The organism is Sphingomonas sp. S-NIH.Pt3_0716, from assembly GCF_003950715.1.
Classification (GTDB): Bacteria; Pseudomonadota; Alphaproteobacteria; order Sphingomonadales; family Sphingomonadaceae; genus Sphingobium; species Sphingobium yanoikuyae_A.
The window spans coordinates 21462-46782 of the sequence record NZ_QLJK01000017.1 but is presented as its reverse complement, the minus strand read 5'-3'; the positions used below and the strand labels follow the sequence as shown (position 1 = coordinate 46782).

Sequence of the window (25321 nt, the reverse complement as noted above, 5' to 3'; positions counted from 1 at the left end):
GCCTTTCTGCGGCGCATCAGGAGAAGAGATCCTGCTGGCCGCCTTCGACGGTGTCGCGCGGCTTGCGCGCGGGACGGGATGGGGCGGATATAGCGGGCGCGGGGGCCGGCTCAAGAGGTGCGGCGGTGTCGATCGCGGCGGCCACGGCGCCATCGGCGAAGTGCAGGCTGACCTGGCCCGCGGCCTGTGCATCGACCACCGAACGGACCAGCCGATCGCCCGCCATCACCCGAGCAAAGCCGCGTTGCAACGGCAGATCGGGATTGACCGAGGTGAAGAGGCGCGAGAGGCGATCGAAGGCGGTCGCCCGGTCGCGATAGACGCGGGTCAGATAGTCGGGGCGCAACCGCAACCGGTCGACCCGCTCGGCCGCGCGGCTGACATATTGGCGCAGCAAGGCCGGGCGCAGCGCGCCACTGACCTGGCCCAGATGGGCGCGGGCGTCGGCCAGCCGGTGGCGCAGGCCGCTGTTGAGGCCGTCGGACAGCAGGTCGAGCCGCTGCCGCTGCGGCGCGAGCAACGTGTCGGGCGTCGGCATCAGCCGCGCCTGCATATCCAGCCGTTCGCGTGCCTGCATCGCCCCGCGCCGCACCGCCCGGCCCGAGCGCAGGCCCATTTCACCCAGCATCGCCAGCAGTTCGGCGCGGACCGGCACCGCCATTTCAGCGGCGGCCGTCGGCGTGGGCGCACGCATGTCGGCGGCATAGTCGCACAAGGTCGTGTCGGTTTCATGCCCGACCGCCGAAATGGTCGGGATCGAGCATTCGGCGACCGCGCGGACGACGATTTCCTCGTTGAAGCTCCACAGATCCTCGATCGAGCCACCACCGCGCGCGACGATGACGAGATCGGGCCGGGGCAGCGGGCCGCTACCGTCCATGGCGGAAAAGCCGCGCACGGCGCGGGCGATCTGTTCGGCCGCACCCTGCCCCTGGACCAGCACCGGCCAGAGCAGCACCTGGGTCGGGCAGCGATCGGCCAGGCGATGGAGAATGTCGCGGATCACCGCGCCGGTGGGCGAGGTAACGACGCCGATGGTGCGCGGCAGGAAGGGCAAGCGGCGCTTGCGGTCGCGGTTGAACAGCCCTTCGGCCGCGAGCTTCGCCTTGAGCTTTTCGAGCAGGGCCATCAGCGCGCCCTCGCCCGCCAACTCCATCCGGTCGATCACGATCTGATATTTGGAGCGCCCCGGATAGGTGGTGAGCTTGCCGGTGGCGATCACCTCCACCCCGTCCTGCGGCTGGAAGGCGAGCCGTTGCGCGCCGCCCTTCCACATCACCCCGTCGAGCACGGCATTATCGTCCTTGAGCGCCAGATAGAGATGGCCCGAGGCCGCGCGCTTGAAGCCGGAAATCTCGCCGCGCAGGCGGACATGGCCGAAGCGATCCTCCACCGTGCGCTTCAACAGGGCCGACAATTCGCTGACACTGAGCGGCGGCGCGTTGTCCCCCGCCCTTTCCTCGGCTAACAGGCGGCCCGAACTGTCATAGGCATCAAATTCCGGGGACATGGCCGAGATGAACATCCTTCTGCTTGGCGGCGGCGGCCGCGAACATGCGCTGGCGTGGAAGCTGGCACAATCGCCACGCCTCTCGACGCTCTATGCGGCGCCTGGCAACCCCGGCATAGCCCAGCATGCCACGCTGGTCGACCTCGACGCGACCGATCATCGCGCGATGCTGGATTTCTGCACCCGCCATTCGATTTCGCTGGTGGTGATCGGGCCGGAAGCGCCTCTGGTCGACGGCCTGGCCGACAATCTGCGCACCATGGGCGTCGCCGTGTTCGGCCCCGACAAGAAGCCGGCGCAGCTGGAAGGGTCCAAGGGCTTCACCAAGGATCTGTGCCAGCGCGCCAACATCCCGACCGCCGGCTACATCCGTGTCACCAGCAAGGATGGCGCGATCGCCGCGCTCGACGATTTCACCCTGCCGGTGGTGATCAAGGCCGATGGCCTGGCCGCGGGCAAGGGCGTGATCATCGCCGAAACCCGGCAGGAAGCGCTCGACGCGCTCGACACCATGTTCTCCGGCGCGTTCGGCAAGGCCGGCGAGGAAGTGGTGCTGGAAGAGTTCATGACCGGCGAAGAGGCGAGCTTCTTTGCCCTGACCGACGGCCGCGCGATCCTGCCCTTCGGTTCGGCCCAGGACCACAAGCGCGTCGGCGACGGCGACACCGGCCCCAATACCGGCGGCATGGGCGCCTACAGCCCGGCCCGCGTGCTGACCCCCGAACTGGAGGCGCAGGTGATCGAGCGGATCATCAAGCCGACGGTCGAGACGCTGGCGGCCGAAGGCATGCCCTATTCGGGCGTGCTCTATGCCGGGTTGATGCTGACTGAGGAAGGCCCCAAGCTGATCGAATATAATGCCCGGTTCGGCGACCCCGAATGCCAGGTGCTGATGATGCGCTTCGACGGCGATCTGGTCGAATTGCTGCTGGCGGTGGCCGAAGGCAGGCTGGCCGAGCAGGGGCCGGTCGCGCTGGCGGATCGCACCGCGCTGACCATCGTGATGGCCGCCAATGGCTATCCCGGCACGCCGGAAAAGGGCGGTGCGATCAAGGGGATCGACGCAGCCGAAGCACAGGGTGCCCGCGTTTTCCATGCCGGCACGGCGGAGAAGGATGGCATGATCGTCGCCAATGGCGGCCGCGTGCTGAACGTCACCGCGACCGGCGATACGGTGGGCGCGGCGCAGGCCGCCGCCTATGCCGCGGTCGACGCGATCGACTTCCCGACCGGCTTCTGCCGCCGCGACATTGGCTGGCGCGAGGTCGCCCGCGAGGCGCAATAAGGGCCAAACCGGCGCGGGATCGGGACATGTCCCCCTTGTCCCGCGCCGCCAAGCGTCCTTAAATAGGGCGACATATCCATTCCGGGAGGCAAAGGGCGATGCAGGAATTCTTCATGGACTATGGCCTGTGGCTGCTGATCGCGCTGCTGGTCGTGATCGGCCTGGTGTTCCTGCTGTCGGGCAAGGGCAAGTCGGCTGCGGTGGAAGACCCCGCGCCGGTGGCACCGCCCGTGGCCGCCGAACCGATTGCCGAGCCTGTCGTCGCGCCGTTGGTGGCCACGCCCGATCCGGTGCCGGTTGCCGAGCCCATGGTCGCCAAGCCGGTCGCGGTGGAGCCGGTGGTCGAGCAAGCGCCTGCGCCTGTGGTCGAACCGACGCCCGCGCCGATCCCGGCATCGCCTGCCGTCGCGGCACCGAGCGATGACGCCGACGACCTGCTGAAGCTGAAGGGCGTTGGTCCCAAGCTGGGCGCATTGCTGACCGAGCTGGGCGTGACGCGCTATGCCCAGATCGCCGGCTGGAGCGACAGCGACATCGCCGCGATCGACGCGAAGCTGGGCAATTTCAAGGGGCGTCCGGTCCGCGATCAGTGGATCGACCAGGCCAAATATCTCGCCGCCGGTGACATTGCCGGCTTCGAAGCGAAATATGGCAAGATCTAAACCGTGACCGGTTCCGGTTGCATGGCAACTGGAGCCGGCCTGCGTTGCGGCACCGCGCCCAGCAACAGGGGCGGCAATCGCCCCTGCCCCGCAAGCGCGCTGGCGATGTAGAGCAGCAGCACCGCACCAGCGAGAATGACGGCGCCATGCGGGTCGAGCATCGCCACCAGCCCCATCACCAGCGGATGCCAGAGATAGAAGAACAGGCTTTCGCGCCCGATCCGGTTGATCGGGCCGAAATGCAGGCGCACCGCCGAGATGCTGGGCAGCAGCGCGATCAGCGCGAGACACATGAGCAGGCGGGCGGGCACGAAGGCAAGCGCATTGCCGGTGCCATAAAGATCCGACCACCAGAACAGCCCCAGCGCCCCGACCAGCAGCACGGGCCATAGATAGCGTTTGGGCATGCCCCGTTCGGCCATCAGCATGCCGAAGAAGAAATAAACCGGATAGCGCAGGAAACGGCTGTCGGGCGACAACAGGCTGCCGCCGACCGCGCCATGGTCAAGGCCGAAGCTGTACATGGTCGCCAGGCTGACGGGCGCGCCGATCGCCAGCAGCAAGAGCGGCGAAAGCGGCAGCAACCGGGTCGCCAGGATCAACAGGAACAGCGCCGGCACATACCAGAGATGGAAGGGCGGACGCAGCAGCAGGTCGAGCGGCGTCTGCCAGGAGAGCAGGCCGCCGCTGGCGAGCCAGTAGACGAGCATCGCCACCGCCCAGGGCAGCAGCATGCGCCGGCCATAGCGGCTGAACATCTCGCCAGTCGGCATGGAGCGGGTGCGGGTGACGTTGAGCAGATAGCCGGAAATACCGATCATCAACGGCATGCGGAAACCCGAACCGATCCACAGCAGGACATGCTGCTGATGCGTCAATTCCATCGCGTGCCCGCCCATGACGAGCAGGATCAGCAAGCCTTTCAGCAGGTCGATCGACGGGTTCTTGGTCACGATATGCTCGCAAAATTTGCCATCGAAACGATAGCGTCACAATATTGCCAAGCCCTTAAAATCCGCAATGGCATCATTCTGCCGCAGCCATCTTTTCTTAAGGAAAATATCGTTTAGACTTCGGCTATTAGCAGGAGGGTCGCCATCATCTTGCAGAGACTGGATACAGCTTTGGGCAAGCGTCTGCTGGCCCTGTCGATTTTTTGCGTGATAGTCGGGGGCTGGTTCGCCTTCACCCATTATCGCGATGCCAGCCAGACCCTGCCCGTTGGGCAGGGACGCGAGGGGCCGTGCGCCCTGTGGTTCGTGGGCAGTTCGTCGATCAAGCGCTGGACCAGCCTGGAACAGGATATGGCGCCCTGGGTCGCGCATAATCGCGGCATCAACAGCGCCACCTTCAACGAGATATTGCCGCGTTTCGCCAATATCGAGCCGGGAACGCCAAAACCGGCGGCGATCATCCTCTATGCCGGCGAGAATGACCTGGCGGGCGGGCGACAGCTGCGGCCGATCTTCCACGATATGGCACGCTTCCTGGAGATGCGCAGCGACATGCTGGGCGACGTGCCGGTCATCATATTATCGATGAAGCCCAGTCCGGGGCGCTGGGCGATCTTTCCGCAGCAGAAGATCTATAATGATGCGACCCGGCGGCTGATCCCGCACATGCAGAATGTCCATTATGCCGACATCACCACGCCGCTGCTGAAGGACGGCAAGCTGGGCGACAATTATCAGCCCGACAAGGTGCATATGAACGCGGCCGGCTATCGCATCTGGGCCGATGTGGTGCGGGCCCGGCTGAAAGACATTCTGCCGGAGAAGACGGTGAAGGCCTGCGCTGGCTGATCAGGCCTTGCCCAATATCTCCTTCGCACGCGGCGCAAGGCGTGCGGCGGCGGCGGCATGGATGCCCGGCGCCGCGCAGAGCAGGCCGAAGGCGACCGGCTGGGGCCGGTTGAACGCAAGCGGATCGCCCAGCGCATCGGTGACGATGGCGCCGGCCTCCTGCGCGATCAGGGCGGAGGCGGCGACGTCCCATTCATTGCCCCAGCGTACGGTGGCAACCAGATCGGCCTCGTCGGCGGCGACCATCGCCATGCGCAGCGCGATGCTGTTGGGCTTGTCTACAGTAACGAGATCGCGGTCGGCGCGCGGCAGCTGGTCGGCGGGGACGCGGGCGCCGGGCAGCATGGTGCGATTGCCGGCATGGAGCGGCACGCCATTGCGGGTCGCCCCCTGACCTGCCTGCGCAATCCACAATTCCTTGCGCGCGGGTGCCGCCAGGATGCCCAGACGGACCGCGCCATCCTCTACCAGGGCGACCGAGACCGCCCAGCCGGGCCGGCCGCGCAGATAGTCGCGGGTGCCATCGATCGGATCGACCACCCAGACGCGCGATACGCCCAGGCGATGCACGGTGTCGGCCGTCTCCTCCGACAGCCAGCCGGCCTGCGGATCGATCGCCGCCAGCCGTTCGCGCAGCATGACGTCGATTTCCAGGTCCGCCTCGCAGACCGGATGGCCGGGCACTTTTTCCCACTGGCGCACGCGCGTTTCCCCATCGGCCCATAGCGCCAGCGCGCGATCGGCCGCATCGGTGACCGCCGAAACGACGGCCGGCAAAAGGGGTTCAGCCGCCGGCAACTGTCATCCCGTCGACGCGCAGGGTCGGCACGTTCATGGCATAGCGGAACATCAGGTCATTGGCCGGCACCAGGGTGCGGAACATGTCCTTCAGATTGCCGGCGATGGTGATTTCCGACACGGCCGGGCCGACCGCGCCATTTTCGATCAGGAAGCCGGCAGCGCCGCGGCTATAGTCGCCGGTGACGCCATTGACGCCCATGCCGATCAGTTCGGTGACATAGATGCCGCGCTTGACATCGGCCATCAGTTCGCCGACCGACAGGCTGCCCGCTTCCATATGGACATTGGTGATGCCCGCGCCCGGCGCACCGGCGCCGCCCCGGCTGGCATGGCCGGTGGGTTCCAAGCCAAGCTGGCGGGCCGAGGCGCTGTCCATCAGCCAGCCGGTCAGCACGCCATCCTCGATCAGCGCGCGGCGCTCGACCGGCAGCCCTTCGCCGTCGAACGGGCGCGAGCGCAGGCCGCGCGGCAGCAGCGGATCGTCGATGATCGTGATCTTGCTGTCGAACAATGTTTCGCCCAGCGAGTCCAGCAGGAAGCTGGAGCGGCGTGCGATCGCCGGGCCGACCATGCCGCCGATCAGATGACCGACCAGGCTGGAGCCGATGCGCGGATCGAAGATGACCGGCATGACGCCGCTGTCGACCTTGCCGGGATTGAGCCGGGCGACCGCGCGCTGGCCGGCGCGCATGCCGACCGCTTCGGCATCGTCCAGATCCTTGAGATGGCGGCTGGCATGGCTGGCATGGTCGCGCTGCATGTCGGCGCCGCTGCCCGCGAGCACGCTGGCCCAGGTCGAATGGTTGGTCGCGGCATAGGCGCCGGCGAAGCCATGGCTGGTGGCGAGCGCGACCTGGCTGCGGCCGCTGGCGGCGCCGCCGCCTTCGCTGTTGGTGATGCCGGGAATGCTGCGCGCCGCTTCTTCCGCGATCAGCGCGCGTTCGCGCAGCGCGGCGGGTTCGGGTTCCTCGTCATCGACCAGGTCGAGCGACGGCGCGCGCTTCCTGAGCAGCCGATCCTCCGGCGCCAGGCCGGCATAGGGATCTTCCGGCGCTTCGCGCGCCATGGCGATGCTGCGATCGATCAGGGTGGCCAGCGTCGCCGGATTCATGTCCGACGCGGAAATGCTGGCCGAACGCTGGCCGATGAAGACGCGCAGCCCGATCTCCTCGCCCTCGGACCGTTCGACATCCTCCAGCGCGCCGAGCCGCACCGCTACCGTGGTCGAGGCGTTGCACGCGTAGATGGCGTCGGCCGCGTCCGCCCCCGCCTTGCGCGCCGCCGTCACCAGATCCTGCGCGCGCGACTGGGCTTCTTCGAGGCTGAGCATAAGGGGAGGTCGATCCTGTAGTGAAGACGAAGCCGGGCCTTACGCCCTTGCGTCGGACGGGGCAACCGCGCCGCGCAGCCAATGGTCGAGCAGATGCCAGGCGACCGCCATGCGCGGCGGCGCCAGGAAAGGCGCGTCGGGATCGCCCGCCAGCGCCGCGGCGACGCCATCGGCATCGCACCAGAAGGCATGTTCGATCTCGGTCTCGTCCAGGGTCAGCGCGGGATCGTCACACTGGGCGACGCAGGCGATCATCAGCGAGGACGGGAAGGGCCAGGGCTGGCTCATCACATAGCGGACCGAATGGACCGTGATGCCGGCTTCCTCCTTCAGTTCGCGCGCGACCGCTTCCTCGACCGTCTCGCCCGGCTCGATGAAGCCGGCGAGCGCGGAATAGCGGCCGGGCGGCCAGCTATGCTGGCGGCCGAGCAGCACCCGTCCCTCATGCTCGGCGAGCATGATCGAAACGGGATCGACGCGCGGGAAATGTTCGGAAGAACAGGATTCGCAGCGCCGCGCCCAGCCGGCCTTGTGCGCATGGGTCGGCCCACCGCAGACCGAGCAGAAGCGATGCCGGGCATGCCAGAAGACGAGGCTGCGCGCGGTGCCGTAGAGCGCAACGTCGGACGCGGAGACGAGATCGGCGAGGCCACGCGACCGCGGCGTCGCATTGGGGCCCTGTTCCAGCGTCTCGACCAGATGGACGAAGATCGGCCGATCCTGCAGATCGACGCCGAGCAGTGCATGCTCCTCGATCCGGGCATCGGGACCGAGCGGGGAGAGGGCCAGCCCATGATCGTCCGTCACCGGCTCCAGCCCTTCGAGGATCAGCAGCCGGGCATTGGGCGAGGCAAAGGCCTGCGCATGGAGCGCGGGATTGCTGCGGATATGGTCGACCCGGTCGAGCGCGCCGCCGACGAAACCGGGCAGGCCGTGCGCTTGGGGGTCAGTTCCGTGCATCGTCCGTCAACTCCTTCATCGCCGCATCGGCCGCCCGCACAAAAAGGGTGGGCAACCCTGCCTCGCCGATCCGGTCGCGCGGCCACCATTCCCCTGCACCGTCAGGCACATGGTCCAGCCCCACATGGGTAGTGTGGACGCTGAGCGCCAGCGAGAAATGGGTGAAGACATGGGCGACCGGCGGATCGATCGTCCGCCACTGCGCGGCGAAGGGCGGCGTGACGTCGGGCGCGGCGTTCCAGTCGGAACTGGGCAGCGCGCGCATGCCGCCCAGCAATCCCTTGTCAGGGCGCCGCACCAGCCAGACCTGGCCATCGCTGCGTTCGATCCACCAGGCATGGCCGAGGCGATGGGGCTTGGCCTTTTTCGGCGCCTTGACCGGGAAGGCAGCGGGATCGGCAGTGCGCACCGCCGCACAATCCTGACGCAGCGGGCAGATGCCGCAGGCGGGGTTGCGCGCGGTGCAAATGGTGGCGCCCAGGTCCATCATCGCCTGGGCAAAATCGCCGGCGCGCAGGTCCGGCGTGATGCTGTCGGCGGCGGCGCGGATGTCCGGCCGGGCCGCGGGCAGCGGTGTCGCTATGGCGAACAAACGGGCGACCACCCGCTCGACATTGGCGTCGACCACCACGGCGCGGCGGCCAAAGGCAATCGCGGCGACGGCCGCGGCGGTATAGGCGCCCAGGCCCGGCAAGGCGCGCAATGCATCTTCGGTGTCGGGGAAGCGGCCGCCATGGTCGGCCACCACGGCGCGGGCGCAGGCGAGCAAGTTGCGGGCACGGGCATAATAGCCCAGCCCCGCCCAGGCGGCCATCAGGTCGGCGTCGGCGCTGGCGGCCAGATCCTCCACCGTCGGCCAGCGGACCGTGAATTTCTCGAAATAAGGGCCGACCGCCGCAACCGTGGTCTGTTGCAGCATCACTTCGGACAGCCAGACATGATAGGGATCGGCCGCATTGGCGCCCGGCGGCGCGCGCCAGGGCAGGCGCCGGGCATGGACGTCATAATGGGCCAGCAGATCCCGTGCGATTTTTGAACCCGACATCTCGACGCGCATGGCGGCCCTATGCCATGTAGCGCGCCATGACGGAACGCCCCCCGACCGCGAAAAAGACGAGCCGCGCCGCGCCGCCGGCCGAGCGCCCCCGCACGGGTGCGCCGCGCGCGATCGCCGACCTGATGCCGGAAATCGGCCGTACCGCATTCCGCAAGTTCGGTTTCGTCCAGTCGAGCATCGTCACCCGCTGGAACGATATCGTCGGCGCCGACTATGCCGCGATCACCGCGCCCGAATCGATCCGCTTCCCGGTCGGCCAGAAATCGGGCGGCACGCTGCAACTGACGGTGATGAGCGGTCATGCGCCGATGATCCAGCATGCGCTGCCCGACATCATCGAGCGGGTGAACCGCTTCTTCGGCTACGCCGCCGTCGCCAAGGTGGCGATGAAGCAGGGCATGGTCGGCCCCGCGCCGGTCGAGCGGCGCCCGCCGCCCCGCAACCTCAAACCCATTCCGGTCGAGCTGGGGGATTCCCTGCGCGACATCGGTGATCCGGAATTGCGCAAAGTCCTCGAATCGCTGGCACAGGGGCTTGCGAATTCGAATGGCCTGCCCAAGATCGGTTGATGCAACCCGCCCCGTCCGGGGCGATGCCTTAGGACTGCCCCATGACCAAGTTCCGCCTTTCCCTGCTTGCCCTGATCGCCGTTCCCGCCATCGCCGTCGCCGCCGCGCCCAACTGGGTCGCGCAGGTGGTGCGTTCGCCGATCGGCGGCCATGTCATGGGCAACCCCGCCGCGCCGACCAAGCTGGTCGAATATGTGAGCTATACCTGCAGCCACTGCGCCCATTTCGTGAATGACGCGAGTGCATCGCTGAAGGCCGATTATGTGAAGGGTGGCAAGGTCAGCGCCGAAGTGCGCAACGCGGTGCGCGACAAATATGACCTGACCGCCGCGCTGCTGGCCCGTTGCGGCGGCGCCAAGCGCTTCATGGGCAATCATGAGGCGCTGTTCGCCAACCAGGATGCCTGGATGGAGCAGATCATGGCGTACGACAAAGGCGCGGCCAAGCCGACCGAGCAGAAGGCGGCGTTGCGCGACATCGGCCAGAAGACCGGCCTCTATACGCTGATGAACAAGCGCGGCTTCACCAATGCGCAGCTCGACGCCTGCATCGCCGACCCGGCTTCGGAAAAGGCGATCCTGGCGATGACCGACGAGGCGTGGAACAAGGTCAAGATCACCGGCACGCCCGGCTTCGTCGTCAACGGCACGCTGGTCCAGGGATCGACCTGGGAGTTGCTCAAGGCCGCATTGCCCGCAGCCGCCCGCTGATCTAAACCGTCCCCAACTATCCATAATTCGGAGCGTCGCCCGTCGTGAAAGTCCTGTCCGGCCTTGCCCTTATCGCCCTGTCCCTGACGCTTGCCGGTTGCGGCAAGAAGGATGAGGGCAATGCAACCTCCGCCGCGCCGATCGCCGCCGTGGCCGCGCCCGCCGGCACCAGCTGGTCGGAAACCGTCGCCGAAACGCCCGAGGGCAATTTCGTGATGGGCAATCCCAATGCCAAGCTGAAGCTGGTCGAATATGGCTCCTTCACCTGCAGCCACTGCCGCGACTTCGCCCATGAATCGTCGGAAGAACTGAAGGCGATGGTCGATAGCGGCAAGATCAGCTACGAATTCCGCGTCTATGTCCGCGACCCGATCGACATCACGACGGCGCTGCTGGCCCGTTGCGGCGGCAAGGACATCTACTATCCGCTGTCGGAACAGTTCTTCGCCAACCAGAGCGCGATGTTCGAAAAGGCGCAGGGTCTGGGCGACGCCCCCTATCAGGCGATGGTGTCGGCGCCGCCGGCGCAGCGTTTCGGCCAGCTGGCCAACGCGCTGGGCCTCATTGACTATGCCAAGCAGCGCGGCATTGCCGAGGATCAGGCCAAGCAGTGCCTGGCCGACACGGCGACCGCCGAGAAGCTGGCCAAGGGCGTCGAGGCGGCCAATGCCCAATACAACATCTCCGGCACGCCGACCTTCCTGATGAACGGCGTGGTGGTCGAGAATGCCTCGTCCTGGCCGGTGCTGAAGAACAAGCTCAAGGAAGCGGGTATCTGATTGGCGCAAGGGGGGGCGACATCTGAAGGCCTGAGGCCCAAGGAGACCGGGGCGGCACCCTGCCCCGGCGTTTCCCCATGCAGATAAAGCGGCTCAAGCTTTCGGGCTTCAAGAGCTTCGTCGATGCGACCGAATTGCGCATCGAGCCGGGCCTGACCGGCATTGTCGGCCCCAATGGCTGCGGCAAGTCCAACCTCTTGGAAGCGATCCGCTGGGTGATGGGCGAATCCAGCGCCAAGTCCATGCGCGGCGGCGGCATGGAGGATGTGATCTTCGCCGGCACCACCAGCCGGCCGCAGCGCGACTTTGCCGAAGTATCGCTGCTGACCATCCAGGAACAGGGCGAGCTGTTCAACGCGGTCGATGTCGGCGCGGACGGCGAGCTGGAAGTCACGCGCCGGATCGAGCGCGGCGCGGGCAGCGCCTATCGCGCCAATGGCAAGGATGTGCGCGCCAAGGATGTGGCGCTGATCTTCGCCGATGCCGCCACCGGTGCGCACAGCCCGGCGCTGGTCAGCCAGGGGCGGATCGCCGCCGTTATCGCCGCCCGGCCACAGGAACGGCGCGCCATGCTGGAAGAGGCCGCAGGGATCGCCGGCCTGCATGTCCGGCGCAAGGATGCCGAGCAGAAATTGCGCGCCGCCGAGGGCAATCTGGCCCGGCTGGACGAGATATTGGCCGACATGGACAGTCGCGCCGGCAATTTGCGGCGCCAGGCGCGCGCGGCGGAGCGCTATATTCGCCTGTCCGAACAGATCCGCATTGCCGAGGGTCGTGTGATCTTCGCCCGCTGGCGCGAGGCCAATGCCAGTGCCGAAGCGGCGCGGGCCGAGGCGAAGCTGGCCGAGGCGACGGTGGGCGCGGCGCAGGAGGCGCTGACGGCAGCCAATGCTCATAGCGGTGCCGCGGTGACCGCGCTGGCCGAGCGGCGGGCCGAGGCATTGGCGACGCGCGATGCCGCCAGCGAATCCGGCCACCAGCTCAACACGCTGAAGGCAGAGCGCGACGGGGTCGTCCGGCGGCTGCATGACCTGGCGCAGCAGGCGGCGCGGCTGGACGAGGATCGCGAGCGCGAGGGCACGCTGGCCAATGACGCGGCCGAAGCGATTGCGCGGCTGACGGCCGAGGTCGCGAGCCTGAAGGGCCGGATTGCCGAGACCGAGGCGATGCGCCCCGATTTCGCCGCGCGTATCGCCCGCGCCGAGGATGGCGCGCGCGATGCCGAGCTGGACCTCGCCAAGGCGATGGCCAAGCAGGCGGGCGAGCAGGCCGAGCTGCGCGTCGCGGAGGCGGCACTGGCGGCGGCGCGCGACCGGCTGGGCCGGGCGGAGCAGGCGATGCGGCGGCTGGAGGGGGAGGCGGCGGCCTTGCCCGATGCCGCGCCGCTGGAAGCGAAGCGCGACGAGGCGGCAGCGGCGCAGGTCCGCGCCAATGCCGATCGCGAGGCGGCGGAGGCAGCGATCGCGACGGCCGAGACGGAGCGGCAGGTGGCAAGCGAGGCGCGGGCGAGCGCGGAGGCCGCGCTGGCATCGGCGCGGGCCGCGCTGGCGGCGTTGGACAGCGAGGCGACGGCGCTGCGCAAGGCCATCGATGCCAGCGGCAGCGGTCGGGCGCGGGCGCTCGACCAGTTGAAGGCGGCACCGGGTTATGAGCGGGCGCTGGCGGCAGCGCTGGGCGATGATCTGGAAGCACCGATCGGGGCGGAAGGGCCGCGTCGCTGGGCGGGTGCTGAAGCGTTGAAGGATGATCCCGGCTTGCCCGACGGCGCCAGCCCGCTGGCCGCGCATGTGACCGCGCCCGAGGCGCTGGCCCGGCGGCTGGCGCAGGTGGCGCTGGTCGAAAGCGACAAGGGCCAAGCGCTGCAGGTCGGCCAGCGGCTGGTGACTTTGGACGGACAGTTGCGGCGCTGGGACGGCTATGTCGCGGTCGAGGGCGGCGCGGCGGCCGCCGAACGACTGATCCGCATCAACCGGCTGGAGGCGATCGATGCTACGCGTCCGGCAGCGGCGCAGGCGGTCGACGCGGCGCAAGCGGAACAGGCCGAGGCTGGTGCGCGCGAGAAGGCGGCGGTGGAAGCGCTGGCGGCCGGGCGCACCAAGCTGGGCGATGCGGACCAGCGGCTGCGGGCAGCCCTGCGCGCGGCGGACGAGGCGGCGGGCGCGCTGGAGCGGTTGAGCGGCAAGCGCGAGGCGATCGAGGAACGGCTGGCCGAGGCCCGGCGCGACCAGGGGGCGGTGCAGGCCGAACATGACAAGGCGTCGGCCGCGCGGGCCGCCCTGCCCGATGGCGCCGAGACGCGGGCGCAGGTGGCGGCGCTGTCGCAGGCGAGCGAGAAGGCGCGCATGGCCGTCAGCCAATTGCAGGCCGACCAGGCGCTGGCCGACCGGGCGCTGTCGAGCGATCGCGAGCGCATGGCGGCGGCCGATGCCGAGGCCAAGGGATGGAACACGCGCGCGGGCGAAGCGGCCAAGCGCATCGCCGCCATGGCATCACGCGGCGAGACGGTGGTGCAGGAGCGTGCCGCGATCGAGGGCCAGCCCGAGGCACTGGGCACCAGCATCGCCACGCTGACCGAGGAGCGCGAGGCGCAGGTCGAACGCGCCGAACAGGCCCGCCGCGCCGAGATCGAAGCCGAGGCGACGCTGAAGGCGGCCGAAAAGCGTGCGGCCGATGCCGGCGAGGCGCTGGCCGGTGCGCGTGAGGCGCGGGCGACGGCGGTGGCGCGGGCAGAGGCGGCGGACGAGCGGCGGATCGAGACCAATCGCCTGTCGGGCGAACGGTTCGAATGCCCGCCGCCGGTGCTGCCGGAGAAACTGGGCTTTCCCAGCGCCGACATCCGCATCGCCCAGAGCGAGCAGGCCGAACATGATCGCCTCTCGGCCGAGCGGGAGCGGATCGGCCCGGTCAATCTGGTCGCGGCGCAGGAGTTGGAGGAGCTGGAGACGATCCAGGCGACCAGCCGGGCCGAAAGCGCGGAACTGACCCAGGCGATCAACCAGCTGCGCGGATCGATCGGCAGCCTCAACCGCGAGGGGCGGCAGCGGCTGCTCGCCGCGTTCGAGGCGGTGGACGGCCATTTCCGCCGGCTCTTCACCACCCTGTTCAATGGCGGCCAGGCCCATCTGGAACTGATCGACAGCGACGATCCGCTGGAGGCGGGGCTGGAGATCATGGCCCAGCCGCCGGGCAAGAAGCTGGCGGCGCTGACCTTGTTGTCGGGCGGCGAGCAGGCGCTGACTGCGGTGGCGCTGATCTTCGGCCTATTCCTCACCAATCCGGCGCCGATCTGCGTGCTGGACGAAGTCGACGCGCCGCTGGACGATGCCAATGTCGAGCGTTTCTGCGACCTGCTCGACGCAATGGTCGCGCAGACCCGGACCCGCTACCTGATCGTCACCCATAATGCGGTGTCGATGGCGCGCATGCACCGCCTGTTCGGCGTCACCATGGTCGAGCGCGGCGTCAGCCGGCTGGTGTCGGTCAACCTGCACGGCGCCGAGGCGCTGCTGGCGGCGCAATAGGGCCAGCGCCGCGCAACCGGTCCTTGCCGCCGCGCGTCGGCTGGCGAAGCTGGCGGCCTGATCACGGAGTTGTGCCATGGACCTGCCGCCCTTTGCCCTCGACCATTGGCTGTCGGCCTATGATTTCGCGACGCCGCCGATCGCCTATAATCTGGCGTCGAGCACCGGGCCGCGCTGGAGCGTGGCGGAGATTTGCGCGCTGAGCGACGCGCCGCTGGCGATCGACGACACCGTGCTGAGCTATGCCCCGCCAGAGGGGAGCGCGGCCTTGCGCGCGGCGATCGCCGCCTTTCATGACAGCGAAGCTGACAGGGTGGTGGTCACCACCGGATCGTCGGAGGCCTTGTCGATCTTCTTCTGCCTCGCGGCGCGACCGGGCGCGCATATGCTGATACCGGATCCCGGCTATCCGGCCTATAAGGCGGTGGCGCAGGCCTGGGGACTGGGGACGCGGCACTATGCGCTGACCCGCGAAACCGGCTTTGCGCAGGATGTGGATGCGATCCTGGCGCTGGTCGATGGCGACACCGCCGGCGTCGTGGTCAACACGCCGCACAATCCCAGCGGATCGGTGATGCCGCGCGCGCAGATCGCACGGTTGGCGGCCGCGCTGGCCGAGCGCGGCGTGCCGCTGCTGGTCGACGAGGTCTACCATCCGCTCTATTTCGGCGCGCCGCAGCAATCGGCCGCAGGCATCCCCAATGTCTATGTCACCAGCGACATGTCGAAGGCGCTGTCGCTACCGGGGCTGCGGATGGGGTGGATCATCGCGCCCGACGACGCACAGCGCGCCCGGATCATCGACGCGCGCAGTTACTTCACGATCAGCAGTTCGCCGCTGCTGGAGCGGCTGGCGACCCATGCGCTACGGCACAGCGCGGCCATTACCGATCGGTTGAAGGCCGTTGCCACTGTCAACATCGCTGTCCTCGACCGGCTGATCGACGAGGCCGACGGCAAGCTGCAATGGGTGCGGCCACAGGGTGGCACCACCGCCTTCCCCTGGCTGGGCGGCGGGCGCGGCGGGCGCGACAGCCGGCCGCTGTGCGAGGCGCTGGCGGCGCAGGGCGTGCTGCTGGCACCGGGCGACTGTTTCGGCCAACCGGCGCATATCCGGCTGGGCTTCGCGCAGCAGGCCGAAGGCTTCGCGATCGCGGTGGAGCGGATCGCGACTGCCCTCACCATAGTTTAGCTCCGGCCGAACCAGCCCTTCATCCGGCGGAACAGGCCGCGCTCGCTGACCGCTTCGAACATCTCGTCCGGGCCTTCTGGATCAAGCACCTCATTGTCGGCGAGCCAGGCCTGGACTTCGGGGAGGTCCGGCACCTCATAGGGGCGCAGGGTGCGACCTGGCTTGGTGCGCAATTCCTCGATCGCGGCGATCAGGCCGCGCTGGGCGATCACCGCCGACACACGCTCGCGCGGCAAATCGAGATGTTCGGCGATCAGGTCGTCGCGAATGGCCAAGATCGCCTCCTGCCGGCCGTCATTGCCCGGTAGCGCGGTGTCGATCACCACGTCGCATTCGGTGTCGAGCCGCATCGAACGGTTGTTCATGTTGGACGATCCGACGCGGATCAGCCGATCATCGACGATCAATATCTTGGCATGGACATAGATGGGGGCGCCGCGCGTGGTGAACGGGTGGTAGATGCGCAGCTTGCCATGCGGGTCGCGTTCCTTGAGCGCCTCGAACAGGCGGGCGCGGGCGGTGTCCATCGCCTGCTGTTCCAGCCAGCCATCGGCCTGGAGCGGGTTGATGATGACGATGTCCGGTCCATCGGGATCACCCAGCCGCTTGGCGATCGCCTCGGCAATGCGACGCGAGGCGAAATATTGGCTTCCGGCATAGATGCAGTGCCGGGCGGCCGCGATCTGGTGGAGATAGAGCTTCTCGATCTCGATCAGTTCGTCCTGATCGTCCATCTTCGGCGCGGAGCGGGCAATGGCGACGTCGACATGCTCGAAATGGACCGGCAGCGCATCGGGCCAGCAATCATATTCGCCCTCGACCGGGGCCAGTTCATCACCGCCGGCGCCGACCCAACGGGCGCGGGCATGGTCGCCCAGCGCCATCGCCACCGGCCCCTGCAAGGCGGTGGTCGCATCATGCCAGGGGCCATAAGGCGAACCGTCGGGATGGCGGCGGGCCGGATCCTCGTCGCGATGATGGCGCGTGTCCCAGCGGTCGCCGGTCATGTCGATGCCGCCGCAAAAGGCGAAGCAATCGTCGATCACCACGATCTTCTGATGATGCGAGGCGGCGGGCGGATGATGGCCGTCCAGCTTCACCGTGACGCGCGGATGGGCCATCCATTTAAGCGTGGTGAAGAGGTTGGTCGGCCGGACCATCGACTTCATCGCGCCCATGTCCCAGCGCAGCAGATAGATTTCCAGGTCCGGCGTGCGTTCCACCAGCCAGCTGATGAAATCGCCGATCACCACCGGCGCGCCATCATCGGCCTGGTCCTCGCGGATCAGGCTGATCGCAGCGTCGAAATCCCAGCCGATCAGCATGATCCGCTTCTTCGCCTTCAGCATCGCGGCGCGGGCATGCCGGAAATAGGCGTCGGCATCGACGATCACGCTGGCGCGCACCGCCTGTTCGATGCGCCAGCAATCCTCGCCGGGGGTGGGCAGACCGGTCATGCTCATGCGCCGGCACTCCCGACGACCAGACAGGCAAGGAACATCAGCAATCCTGCAAAACGGTTGGATCGGAATTTGACGAGCGGATCGGTGCCGTCTTCCTTCAGCGTGCCGACCTGCCAGAGCAGATGGGCGGCCATCGGCGCCAGCGCGACCAGCGCCAGCAGCTGCGGCCGGACCTGCCAGATGGCACTGGCCCAGAGCGCAAGCGCGACGAGATAGCAGAGCGTCACCCCGCCCCGGACATGACGGCCCATCGACAGGGCGCTGGAGCCGATGCCGATCAGCGCGTCATCCTCCCGGTCCTGCAACGCATAGATGGTGTCATAGCCCAGCACCCAGAAGATGCAGCCGGCATAGAGGCACAGGCCCGGCAGGGTCAGCGCGCCGGCAATCTCGCTCCAGCCGACCAGCGCCGCCCAGGAAAAGACGATGCCGAGCCAGACCTGCGGCCAGCCGGTGATCCGCTTCATGAAGGGATAGGCGGCAACCAGTGCCAGCGAGCCGAGCGCCACGACCTGGGCATAGCCGCTGAGCTGGAACAGCACGATCAGGCCGATCAGGCAGAGCGCGAGCAGCCAGGCCCAAGCGGTCTTGACCGACATCGCGCCGCTGGCGAGCGGGCGGGCGGCGGTGCGCGCGACCCGCGCATCGAGATCGCGATCGACGATGTCGTTGAAGACGCAGCCCGCGCCGCGCATCGCGATGCTGCCGAGCAGCAGCCAGAGGATCAGCGGCCAGCGGACAAAGGCACCGCCCGCCAGTGCCACCGCCCAGGCGCCAGGCCAGAATAGCAGCCACCAGCCGATCGGCCGGTCGAGTCGGGCCAGCGAGGCCAGGATTCGCGGGGTTTCCGGCAAGCGCGCGAGCAGGCCGCGCGCTTCGCTGTCGGGGACGATCGACTGATTCACTGCAACTCCGTTCGTCCCGCGCTTGTCGGGAACGCGCTTTCCTCTTTAGGGAAGATCGGGCCGACGACAAGCGCGGCCGGAATGGACGAGACAAAATGACCGCTACCCCCGCCTGGCCGCCGCAGAGCGCCCCGCGCCTGCATGTCGAAACGCTGCTGGGCGAAGGGGTCGCCGTGCCGGTGGACGGCAACGGCGCCCATTACCTCATCAGCGTGATGCGGGTGAAGCCGGACGATATCGTGCTGCTGTTCGACGGCAAGTCGGGCGAATGGGCGGCGCGGGCGCGGGATATCCGCAAGCGCGACCTGGTGCTGGAATGTGTGGCCCAGACCAAGCCGCCGGAGGTGGTGCCCGATTTCTGGCTGTGCTGCGCGCCGATCAAGAAGGGCCGGATCGACCTGATCGCGGAAAAGGCGTGCGAGCTGGGCGTGGCGCGATTGCAGCCGGTGCTGACCCGGCGGGCAGTGGTCGACAAGCTCAATCTCGACCGGCTGCACGCCCATCTGGTCGAGGCGGCCGAACAATGCGGGCGTACCGCCCTGCCGGAATTGACCGAAATGGTAAAGCTCGACGCGCTGCTGAAGGGCTGGTCGGCGGAGCGACATCTGTTCTTCGCCGACGAGACTGGTGGCGCATCGCTGGACGAAACCTTGCGCGCCCATCCCGGCCCGGCGGCCTTCCTGGTCGGGCCGGAGGGCGGATTCGATCCGGCCGAGCGCGAGGCGATCCGGGCGACGCCGGGTGCCGTTCCTGTGTCGCTGGGCCCGCGAATCCTGCGCGCGGAGACAGCCGCGATCGCCGCGACGGCGGCCTGGATGACGGTGAATGGCGACTGGGGCTAATGGTTTTCTTCCGCAACCAATTGAAGCGGACATAGGCCTGCCTTATCTGTCGCATTCGCGCCTCGATTTGACGCGCAAAGGGGAAAGACTAAGGGCGGGGCATGAGCACCAGAACAGACTCGGGCGGACATGATCCCGTCATCGAAAGCCGCGACCAGCTTATCGCGGCCTTTGCCAAGGGCGCCAAGCCCAAGGATCGCTGGCGGATCGGCACCGAACACGAGAAATTCGTCTATTCGACGAAGGACCATCACGCCCCGGCCTATGAGGAAAAGGGCGGCATCCACACGCTGCTGATCGGCCTGACCCGCTATGGCTGGAGCCCGGTGTTCGAGGGCGAGAATATCATCGCTTTGTCCGGCGCCGACGGCACGATCAGCCTGGAACCGGCGGGCCAGCTGGAACTGAGCGGTGCGCCGCTCGACAATCTGCACCAGACCTGCGCCGAGACCGGCCGCCATCTGGAACAGGTGAAATATGTCGGCGACATGCTGGGGCTGGGCTTCCTGGGCCTGGGCATGTGGCCGGACAAGACCCGCGCCGAACTGCCGATCATGCCCAAGGGCCGGTACGACATCATGCTGCGGCACATGCCGCGCGTGGGATCGATGGGCCTGGACATGATGCTGCGCACCTGCACCATCCAGACCAACCTCGACTATGGCAGCGAGGCGGACATGGTGCAGAAGTTCCGCGTCTCGCTGGCGCTGCAGCCGCTGGGCACCGCGCTGTTCGCCAATTCGCCCTTCACCGAGGGCAAGCCCAACGGCTTCCTGTCCTATCGCAGCCATATCTGGTCGGACACCGACCCGCAGCGCACCGGCATGCTGCCCTTCGTGTTCGAGGATGGCTTTGGTTATGAGCGCTATGCCGACTATGCGCTCGATGTGCCGATGTATTTCGTCTACCGCGACGGCAAATATATCGATGCGGCAGGGCTTTCGTTCCGCGACTTCCTGGACGGCAAGCTGTCCGTGCTGCCGGGCGAGAAGCCGACCGAGAAGGATTGGGAGGATCACCTCTCCACCGCCTTCCCCGAAGTGCGCCTCAAGAGCTTCCTGGAAATGCGCGGGTCCGATGGCGGGCCGTGGAATCGCATCTGCGCGCTGCCGGCTTTGTGGGTCGGCCTGCTCTATGACCAGGGTGCGCTCGACGCGGCCTGGGATCTGGTCAAGGACTGGAGCATGGAGGAGCGGCAGATACTGCGCGATTCCGTGCCGAAGCTGGGCCTCGACGCGCCGGTGTCGGGCGGGCGCACGCTGCGCGACATCGCGCCGCAGGTGCTGGATATCGCCCGCTCAGGCCTGGCCGCGCGTCAGCGGTTCAACGCTGCAGGCGACAATGAGACCGGCTATCTGTCGGCGCTCGATGAAGTGATCGCCACCGGCAAGACCCCGGCCGAACGGCTGCTCGACCGCTATCATGGCGAATGGGGCGGCGATGTCAGCCGCGTCTATGCCGAGGAAAGCTTCTGATCTTATACAGCCCGCCGGTCATTCGGCGGGCTGGGTTTCCCGTGGCGCGTCCGGCTTGCGGCCGACGACCCAGGCGAAGAAGCGTGGCACCGGGGCATTGCGTGCCATCCAGTCGCTATAGGCCTGATAGGCGGGATCGGCGGACAGATGCTGTTCCTCCGTCTTGGCCCGCCAATAATAGACAGCGTTGGTGACACCCAGCAGCGCGCAATTGCGCACCATGTCGGTCAGGCTGCCCGTGGTGGTGAGGAAGGGCAGCGACGAGAACCACCAGAAGAGATTCTTGGTCAGATAGGCCGGGTGGCGGGTCCAGCGATAGGGCCCATGGGTCAATATGCCGCGATGGGTGAGGTTGGAGAAGCGGATGCCGAAGGCGACCGTCGCCCAGGCATAGATGGCGGTCAGCAGCACCAGCAAGGCGCCCAGCCCCCATTGCAGCGCCGGCATGCCCCGCGTCCAGACATCCCATTCGGCGCCGCCACCATGATAGTCGAACGGGCCGCCCGCCCCCATCATGACGAAGGGCGGATAGCAGAGCAAAGCCGCGAGCCAGCCGCCCAGATAGGGATTGGCGGTGCGGATATGGGAATCCAGCGGCTTCATCGTCAGCAGATAGCCGACCGTCGCCATGCAGACGTCGATCATGAACATGATGCCGATCAGGAAACCGGTCAGCGCGACCGGATTGTGCAGCAGGTCGTCGAGCCGCCAGTCGATGACGCTGGAAAAATTGCCCGGCACGATGCTGATCATGAAGGCAGTGAAAAATCCCTTCACCGCCCAGGCGCGGGCATGGTTGGCGACCTGCGCCATGTCCGCCTTGCCGGCCGCGCCGCCGATGACCCATTGGCCGAAGGCGAAACAGGCATCGCGCGGTTCGACCAGCCGGCGGTCGAACCAGATGACATAGGGGATGGACAGCAACAGCAGCCAGGGCGCCGCCGCCATGAGCAGATCCATGGCGAAGCGATAGCTGCCGGTCCAATACCAGCGGCCGATGCAGTAGCAGACGGCAATCGCGAGCCATGTCGCCCACAGGCCCGCAATCTTCACCAGGCTGATGTCGAGCATGCTGCGGACCGAGCGGGCCGGCGCGTTCCAGTCGACGCCGGTGCTGGGGTTGCGATGCACCTTGTCCACCAGCAGCGACCAGAGCACCATCGGTATGCCGCAGGCGACTACGGCAGCCAGACCGGCATTGGGACCGTTCATGCCATAATGGCGCGCCACCAGGGTCCAGAGGCCAAGGCCGACGAGGCCGGCGAGGCCGACACCATGGCTGACGGCGGATTTGGGGCAGGGATCGGCGCTCTTGCTCATGGGACCGGGCTTATAGCCGATATTGGTAAGCAAGCCATGAAGCCCATGGCTCAGCCGCCCAGTACGTTGATGGTGAAGGCGAGGATGCCGAGGTTGAAGACGAAGGCGGCGAGGCAATGGAACGTCACCGTGCGGCGCATCCCGGTCGAGGTGATCGACACGTCGGAGGTCTGGAAGGTCATGCCGAGGGTGAAGCCGAAATAGAGAAAGTCCCAATAGACCGGTTCGTCCGTGTCCGGGAAATCCAGGCCACCCGCATCCTTGCCCTTGTCGTCGGCGAGGTAGAAGGCATGGGCATAGTGCATCGCATAGACGAGGTTGGAAAAGAGCCAGGCGATGACGAGCGTGGCCAGCAGCAGCACGACGCTTTCCGCATCGGGATGGCCCGGCGCGCTGGCGGCGACGCCGACCGCGACCAGGATGACGATGCAGACCACCCCGGTCAGCAGCAGCATCAGTTGCCGGTTCGCGTCGTTGAGCACGGCCTTGCGCCGCATCTGGGCCGGATCGGAATCGATCAGCGGCACGGCGGCGAGGCAGAAGGCGATGGCAGCAAGGTCGAACCCGCCCATCACCGCCTCATGCCAGGGCAGCCACAGCATCAATGGCGCGATCGACAGCAGCAGCATGAGGAACATGCCATAGCGCCAGGGAAAGAGGGTGGATCGCTTCTGCATCTTGGCCATGGCGCATCAAAGGCCCGAAAATGCCGCCGTGCAAGCGTTTAGAGCACGGTCGCCACCAGCCCCAGCGCGGCGGCCTCATTGGCTTCCAGATACCAGTTTTCCGGCGCGCGCTGCAGCACCTCCTCCATCGTCACCTGCGATCCCAGGATGAGATTGGCAAAGCCCTCATTCTGGATCGCGATCGATGCCTCGATCTCGTGCAGCGAGGCCTTCAATGTCGCGATGCAGGTGGAGAGCGGCCCTTCGAGATGGATATTCTTGGTGATGAGCCGCTCATGGATCATCAGCCGGGTGCCGCGCGTCAGATAGCGGTTTTCGGTGGCGAAGAAGCTCATGAAGGTGGCGCCGGCGGAATAGACCGCGGTCTTGCCGAGGAAGACCAGCCGCCGTTCGGGATAGAGATCCGAATGGAAGCGGATATCCTCCCCCATCATCCGCGCGATCTCCGGATCGCCGCCCAGGGTGGAGATTTCCACCACCACCAGACCCTGCTGCGGCGCGGTGGACAGGCAATTCTTGAAATGCAGATACATGCCATGGTCGACCACGCCCGACAGCATGATCGCGGGAAATTCGAAATCCTTCGGGGTCAGCATCGGCGCGGTCATCAGCATCGTCTCTTGGTCCTCTGGCGGATGGCAATCGACCGGCATTACGCACGGGCCGCCATTTGGTGCCCGAGCGGCCATGCGCTTTTGTCTGGCGCGGGGCGCAAGAGGATGTAAAGAACAGATCATGACCATGGGGCAATGGCGATGATCGCGAAACTCAAAGGACGGCTGGACAGCACGGGCATCGACCATGCCATCATCGATGTCGGCGGGGTCGGCTATCTGGTCGGCGCGTCGTCGCGGACGCTGGCGGCGCTCGGCCCGGTGGGCGAGGCGGTGACCATCCATACCGAGATGCTGGTGGCCGAGGATTCGATCCGGCTGGTCGGCTTTGCCCGTGCCGAGGAGCGCGACTGGTATCGGCTGCTGACCCATGTGCAGGGCGTGGGATCGCGCGTGGCGCTGGCGATATTGTCGGCGCTGGAGCCGCTGGAGCTGCATCGTGCGATCATGATGGGCGACAAGGCGATGATCGCGCGCGCCAATGGCGTCGGCCCCAAGCTGGCCCAGCGCATCGTCAATGAGCTGAAGGACAAGATCGGCGCCGCCCCGGCCGGGGCGCCGGGCATGCCGGGCGTGGTCGCGCTGCCGACCGGCAGCTTTGCCGCCGATGCGCTGTCGGCGCTGCAGAATCTGGGCTTCAAGCCGGCCGAGGCGAGCGGCGCGGTGGCCGCCGCCGAAGAGGAACTGGGCGACGGCGCCAGCCTTGACGCGCTGGTCCGCCTGGCGCTGCGGAAGGCGGCGAAGTGAGCGAAGAGGATCGCCTGATCACCCCCGCCCGTCGTGCCGAGGATGTCGATGCGGCGCTGCGGCCCAAGTCGCTCGACGAATTTGTCGGGCAGCAGGCGGCGCGCGAGAATCTGCGTATCTTCATCCAGGCGGCGCGCACCCGTGGCGAGGCGCTGGACCATGTGCTGTTCTTCGGCCCGCCGGGTCTTGGCAAGACGACGCTGGCGCAGATCGTCGCCAAGGAAATGGGCGTGGGTTTCCGCGCCACGTCCGGCCCGGTGATCGCCAAGTCCGGTGATCTGGCCGCCCTGCTCACCAATCTGGACGAAGGCGATGTCCTGTTCGTCGACGAGATTCACCGGCTCAATCCGGCGGTCGAGGAAGTGCTCTATCCCGCGATGGAGGACCGGGCGCTCGACCTGATGATCGGCGAGGGACCGTCGGCCCGGTCGGTGCGGATAGACCTGCCGCGCTTCACCCTGGTCGGCGCGACCACGCGCCAGGGTCTGCTGACGACGCCGCTGCGCGATCGGTTCGGCATTCCGGTGCGGCTGCAATTCTATACCGTTGACGAGCTGGAACTGGTGGTCCGGCGCGCGGCGCGGCTGCTGGACCTGGCGATCACGTCGGATGGCGCGATCGAGATCGCCCGCCGATCGCGCGGGACGCCGCGCATCGCCGGGCGGCTGCTGCGCCGGGTGCGCGACTTTGCAAATGTCGCCGGCGCCCCGACCGTCGATGCCAAGGTGGCGGACGCGGCGCTGCAACGGCTGGAGGTCGATCATCTCGGCCTCGACCTGATGGACCGGCGCTATCTGCACATGATCGCCGATATCTATCGTGGCGGGCCGGTGGGGGTCGAGACGCTGGCGGCGGGACTTTCCGAAGCGCGCGACACGATCGAGGAAGTGGTCGAGCCCTATCTGATCCAGCTGGGGCTGATCGCCCGCACCGCGCGGGGACGTTGCCTCAACGGGCCGGGCTGGAAGCATCTAGGCCTCAATCCCCCGGCCGGGTCGCAGGACGGGCTGTTCGACTGATCCCATTGGCGCTTGCGCCATTCGGCCAGCCTTTCTAGAGCGCGCGCTTTCCCGATTCGACGCAGCGATATG

The 25321-nt window shown here is 67.4% G+C and carries 23 protein-coding genes; 12 read left to right on the top strand and 11 right to left on the bottom strand.

All coding sequences use genetic code 11. From position 1 onward, the window contains the following. Positions 1 to 16: 16 nt before the first annotated feature. Positions 17 to 1510 carry an exodeoxyribonuclease VII large subunit gene (xseA, locus tag BRX37_RS14885; protein ID WP_063976669.1) on the bottom strand — a complete coding sequence of 498 codons (1494 nt, stop codon included), beginning with the start codon at positions 1508 to 1510 and terminating at the stop codon, positions 17 to 19. A gap of 7 nt (positions 1511 to 1517) precedes the next feature. On the opposite strand from xseA, the gene purD reads away from it, so the two are divergent. Both purD and BRX37_RS14875 read left to right on the top strand, forming a co-directional pair. Further along, positions 1518 to 2795: a phosphoribosylamine--glycine ligase gene (purD, locus tag BRX37_RS14880; RefSeq protein WP_125987918.1), complete on the top strand. Its 1278-nt coding sequence runs from the start codon at positions 1518 to 1520 to the stop codon at positions 2793 to 2795. 98 nt (positions 2796 to 2893) lie between these two features. After that, the gene (locus BRX37_RS14875) at positions 2894 to 3457 is read left to right on the top strand and encodes a hypothetical protein (RefSeq protein WP_063976668.1); all 564 of its coding nucleotides are present in this window, start codon (positions 2894 to 2896) and stop codon (positions 3455 to 3457) included. Here BRX37_RS14875 and BRX37_RS14870 read toward each other — a convergent pair. Then, complete coding sequence (locus BRX37_RS14870; RefSeq protein WP_125987916.1) at positions 3454 to 4410, bottom strand: acyltransferase family protein; 957 nt, start codon at positions 4408 to 4410, stop codon at positions 3454 to 3456. The two genes, BRX37_RS14875 and BRX37_RS14870, sit on opposite strands and share 4 nt — an antisense overlap. A gap of 207 nt (positions 4411 to 4617) precedes the next feature. On the opposite strand from BRX37_RS14870, the gene BRX37_RS14865 reads away from it, so the two are divergent. Beyond that, the gene (locus BRX37_RS14865; RefSeq protein ID WP_234781563.1) at positions 4618 to 5259 is read left to right on the top strand and encodes a GDSL-type esterase/lipase family protein; all 642 of its coding nucleotides are present in this window, start codon (positions 4618 to 4620) and stop codon (positions 5257 to 5259) included. On the opposite strand, the gene BRX37_RS14860 is transcribed toward BRX37_RS14865, so the two are convergent. Genes BRX37_RS14860 through BRX37_RS14845 form a run of 4 tightly spaced genes read right to left on the bottom strand, consistent with a single transcriptional unit; the run spans position 5260 to position 9407 of the window. Beyond that, on the bottom strand, positions 5260 to 6057 hold the full coding sequence (locus BRX37_RS14860) for a 3'(2'),5'-bisphosphate nucleotidase CysQ (RefSeq protein WP_037519327.1): 798 nt from the start codon (positions 6055 to 6057) through the stop codon (positions 5260 to 5262). Beyond that, a complete protein-coding gene (locus BRX37_RS14855; protein WP_010337519.1) occupies positions 6044 to 7390 on the bottom strand; it encodes a TldD/PmbA family protein in 1347 nt (448 codons plus the stop codon). Before BRX37_RS14855 ends, BRX37_RS14860 begins: the two co-directional genes overlap by 14 nt. A gap of 39 nt (positions 7391 to 7429) precedes the next feature. After that, the gene (gene nudC, locus BRX37_RS14850) at positions 7430 to 8350 is read right to left on the bottom strand and encodes an NAD(+) diphosphatase (protein WP_125987914.1); all 921 of its coding nucleotides are present in this window, start codon (positions 8348 to 8350) and stop codon (positions 7430 to 7432) included. Then, the gene (locus BRX37_RS14845; RefSeq protein WP_010337521.1) at positions 8337 to 9407 is read right to left on the bottom strand and encodes an A/G-specific adenine glycosylase; all 1071 of its coding nucleotides are present in this window, start codon (positions 9405 to 9407) and stop codon (positions 8337 to 8339) included. Before BRX37_RS14845 ends, nudC begins: the two co-directional genes overlap by 14 nt. 26 nt (positions 9408 to 9433) lie before the next feature. Between BRX37_RS14845 and BRX37_RS14840 the strand changes: the two genes are divergently transcribed. The 5 genes from BRX37_RS14840 to BRX37_RS14820 all read left to right on the top strand — a co-directional run bounded on the left by BRX37_RS14840 (position 9434) and on the right by BRX37_RS14820 (position 16178). Beyond that, positions 9434 to 9976 carry a DUF721 domain-containing protein gene (locus tag BRX37_RS14840; protein ID WP_004209300.1) on the top strand — a complete coding sequence of 181 codons (543 nt, stop codon included), beginning with the start codon at positions 9434 to 9436 and terminating at the stop codon, positions 9974 to 9976. A 41-nt stretch (positions 9977 to 10017) separates the two neighbouring features. After that, positions 10018 to 10686, top strand: a complete 669-nt coding sequence (locus BRX37_RS14835) for a DsbA family protein (RefSeq protein ID WP_010337522.1) — start codon at positions 10018 to 10020, stop codon at positions 10684 to 10686. Positions 10687 to 10730: 44 nt separating this feature from the next. Beyond that, on the top strand, positions 10731 to 11465 hold the full coding sequence (locus tag BRX37_RS14830; RefSeq protein WP_010337523.1) for a thioredoxin domain-containing protein: 735 nt from the start codon (positions 10731 to 10733) through the stop codon (positions 11463 to 11465). A gap of 77 nt (positions 11466 to 11542) precedes the next feature. After that, positions 11543 to 14986 carry a chromosome segregation protein SMC gene (gene smc / locus BRX37_RS14825; RefSeq protein WP_125987912.1) on the top strand — a complete coding sequence of 1148 codons (3444 nt, stop codon included), beginning with the start codon at positions 11543 to 11545 and terminating at the stop codon, positions 14984 to 14986. A 76-nt stretch (positions 14987 to 15062) separates the two neighbouring features. Further along, positions 15063 to 16178, top strand: a complete 1116-nt coding sequence (locus BRX37_RS14820) for a pyridoxal phosphate-dependent aminotransferase (protein WP_063976664.1) — start codon at positions 15063 to 15065, stop codon at positions 16176 to 16178. Here the strand turns inward: BRX37_RS14820 and BRX37_RS14815 are convergent. Together BRX37_RS14815 and ubiA are read right to left on the bottom strand one after the other, a co-directional pair. Then, complete coding sequence (locus BRX37_RS14815; protein ID WP_125987910.1) at positions 16175 to 17641, bottom strand: phospholipase D-like domain-containing protein; 1467 nt, start codon at positions 17639 to 17641, stop codon at positions 16175 to 16177. The genes BRX37_RS14820 and BRX37_RS14815 overlap by 4 nt on opposite strands. Next, positions 17638 to 18546, bottom strand: coding sequence for a 4-hydroxybenzoate octaprenyltransferase (gene ubiA / locus BRX37_RS14810; protein WP_010337527.1), 909 nt, complete (start codon positions 18544 to 18546; stop codon positions 17638 to 17640). Before ubiA ends, BRX37_RS14815 begins: the two co-directional genes overlap by 4 nt. Positions 18547 to 18641: 95 nt before the next feature. On the opposite strand from ubiA, the gene BRX37_RS14805 reads away from it, so the two are divergent. Next, the gene (locus tag BRX37_RS14805; protein ID WP_097384964.1) at positions 18642 to 19388 is read left to right on the top strand and encodes a 16S rRNA (uracil(1498)-N(3))-methyltransferase; all 747 of its coding nucleotides are present in this window, start codon (positions 18642 to 18644) and stop codon (positions 19386 to 19388) included. Between the two features lie 101 nt (positions 19389 to 19489). Next, complete coding sequence (locus BRX37_RS14800; protein ID WP_010337529.1) at positions 19490 to 20863, top strand: glutamate--cysteine ligase; 1374 nt, start codon at positions 19490 to 19492, stop codon at positions 20861 to 20863. Positions 20864 to 20881: 18 nt separating this feature from the next. On the opposite strand, the gene BRX37_RS14795 is transcribed toward BRX37_RS14800, so the two are convergent. Genes BRX37_RS14795 through BRX37_RS14785 form a run of 3 tightly spaced genes read right to left on the bottom strand, consistent with a single transcriptional unit; the run spans position 20882 to position 23483 of the window. Continuing rightward, positions 20882 to 22183, bottom strand: a complete 1302-nt coding sequence (locus BRX37_RS14795) for a methyltransferase family protein (RefSeq protein WP_125987909.1) — start codon at positions 22181 to 22183, stop codon at positions 20882 to 20884. A gap of 50 nt (positions 22184 to 22233) precedes the next feature. Further along, entirely contained in the window at positions 22234 to 22869 is a 636-nt protein-coding gene (locus BRX37_RS14790; protein ID WP_125987907.1) for a DUF1345 domain-containing protein, read from the bottom strand. A 38-nt stretch (positions 22870 to 22907) separates the two neighbouring features. Then, a complete protein-coding gene (locus tag BRX37_RS14785; protein ID WP_004209285.1) occupies positions 22908 to 23483 on the bottom strand; it encodes a hypothetical protein in 576 nt (191 codons plus the stop codon). A 141-nt stretch (positions 23484 to 23624) separates the two neighbouring features. Here BRX37_RS14785 and ruvA point away from each other — a divergent pair, with 141 nt between their 5' ends. Next, positions 23625 to 24230 carry a Holliday junction branch migration protein RuvA gene (gene ruvA / locus BRX37_RS14780; RefSeq protein WP_037513240.1) on the top strand — a complete coding sequence of 202 codons (606 nt, stop codon included), beginning with the start codon at positions 23625 to 23627 and terminating at the stop codon, positions 24228 to 24230. Next, positions 24227 to 25249 carry a Holliday junction branch migration DNA helicase RuvB gene (ruvB, locus tag BRX37_RS14775; RefSeq protein WP_004209282.1) on the top strand — a complete coding sequence of 341 codons (1023 nt, stop codon included), beginning with the start codon at positions 24227 to 24229 and terminating at the stop codon, positions 25247 to 25249. The genes ruvA and ruvB overlap by 4 nt, the downstream gene beginning before the upstream one ends. Positions 25250 to 25321: the final 72 nt, after the last annotated feature.

Coding starts and splice junctions, on each gene's coding strand:
- BRX37_RS14840 (WP_004209300.1), top strand. CDS start 9,434: ATGACGGAACGCCCCCCGACCGCGAAAAAGACGAGCCGCGCCGCGCCG.
- BRX37_RS14855 (WP_010337519.1), bottom strand. CDS start 7,390: ATGCTCAGCCTCGAAGAAGCCCAGTCGCGCGCGCAGGATCTGGTGACG.
- purD (WP_125987918.1), top strand. CDS start 1,518: ATGAACATCCTTCTGCTTGGCGGCGGCGGCCGCGAACATGCGCTGGCG.
- nudC (WP_125987914.1), bottom strand. CDS start 8,350: ATGCACGGAACTGACCCCCAAGCGCACGGCCTGCCCGGTTTCGTCGGC.
- BRX37_RS14790 (WP_125987907.1), bottom strand. CDS start 22,869: ATGGCCAAGATGCAGAAGCGATCCACCCTCTTTCCCTGGCGCTATGGC.
- ruvA (WP_037513240.1), top strand. CDS start 23,625: ATGATCGCGAAACTCAAAGGACGGCTGGACAGCACGGGCATCGACCAT.
- BRX37_RS14785 (WP_004209285.1), bottom strand. CDS start 23,483: ATGCTGATGACCGCGCCGATGCTGACCCCGAAGGATTTCGAATTTCCC.
- xseA (WP_063976669.1), bottom strand. CDS start 1,510: ATGTCCCCGGAATTTGATGCCTATGACAGTTCGGGCCGCCTGTTAGCC.
- BRX37_RS14815 (WP_125987910.1), bottom strand. CDS start 17,641: ATGAGCATGACCGGTCTGCCCACCCCCGGCGAGGATTGCTGGCGCATC.
- BRX37_RS14845 (WP_010337521.1), bottom strand. CDS start 9,407: ATGCGCGTCGAGATGTCGGGTTCAAAAATCGCACGGGATCTGCTGGCC.
- BRX37_RS14875 (WP_063976668.1), top strand. CDS start 2,894: ATGCAGGAATTCTTCATGGACTATGGCCTGTGGCTGCTGATCGCGCTG.
- smc (WP_125987912.1), top strand. CDS start 11,543: ATGCAGATAAAGCGGCTCAAGCTTTCGGGCTTCAAGAGCTTCGTCGAT.
- BRX37_RS14805 (WP_097384964.1), top strand. CDS start 18,642: ATGACCGCTACCCCCGCCTGGCCGCCGCAGAGCGCCCCGCGCCTGCAT.
- BRX37_RS14820 (WP_063976664.1), top strand. CDS start 15,063: ATGGACCTGCCGCCCTTTGCCCTCGACCATTGGCTGTCGGCCTATGAT.
- BRX37_RS14800 (WP_010337529.1), top strand. CDS start 19,490: ATGAGCACCAGAACAGACTCGGGCGGACATGATCCCGTCATCGAAAGC.
- BRX37_RS14795 (WP_125987909.1), bottom strand. CDS start 22,183: ATGAGCAAGAGCGCCGATCCCTGCCCCAAATCCGCCGTCAGCCATGGT.
- BRX37_RS14835 (WP_010337522.1), top strand. CDS start 10,018: ATGACCAAGTTCCGCCTTTCCCTGCTTGCCCTGATCGCCGTTCCCGCC.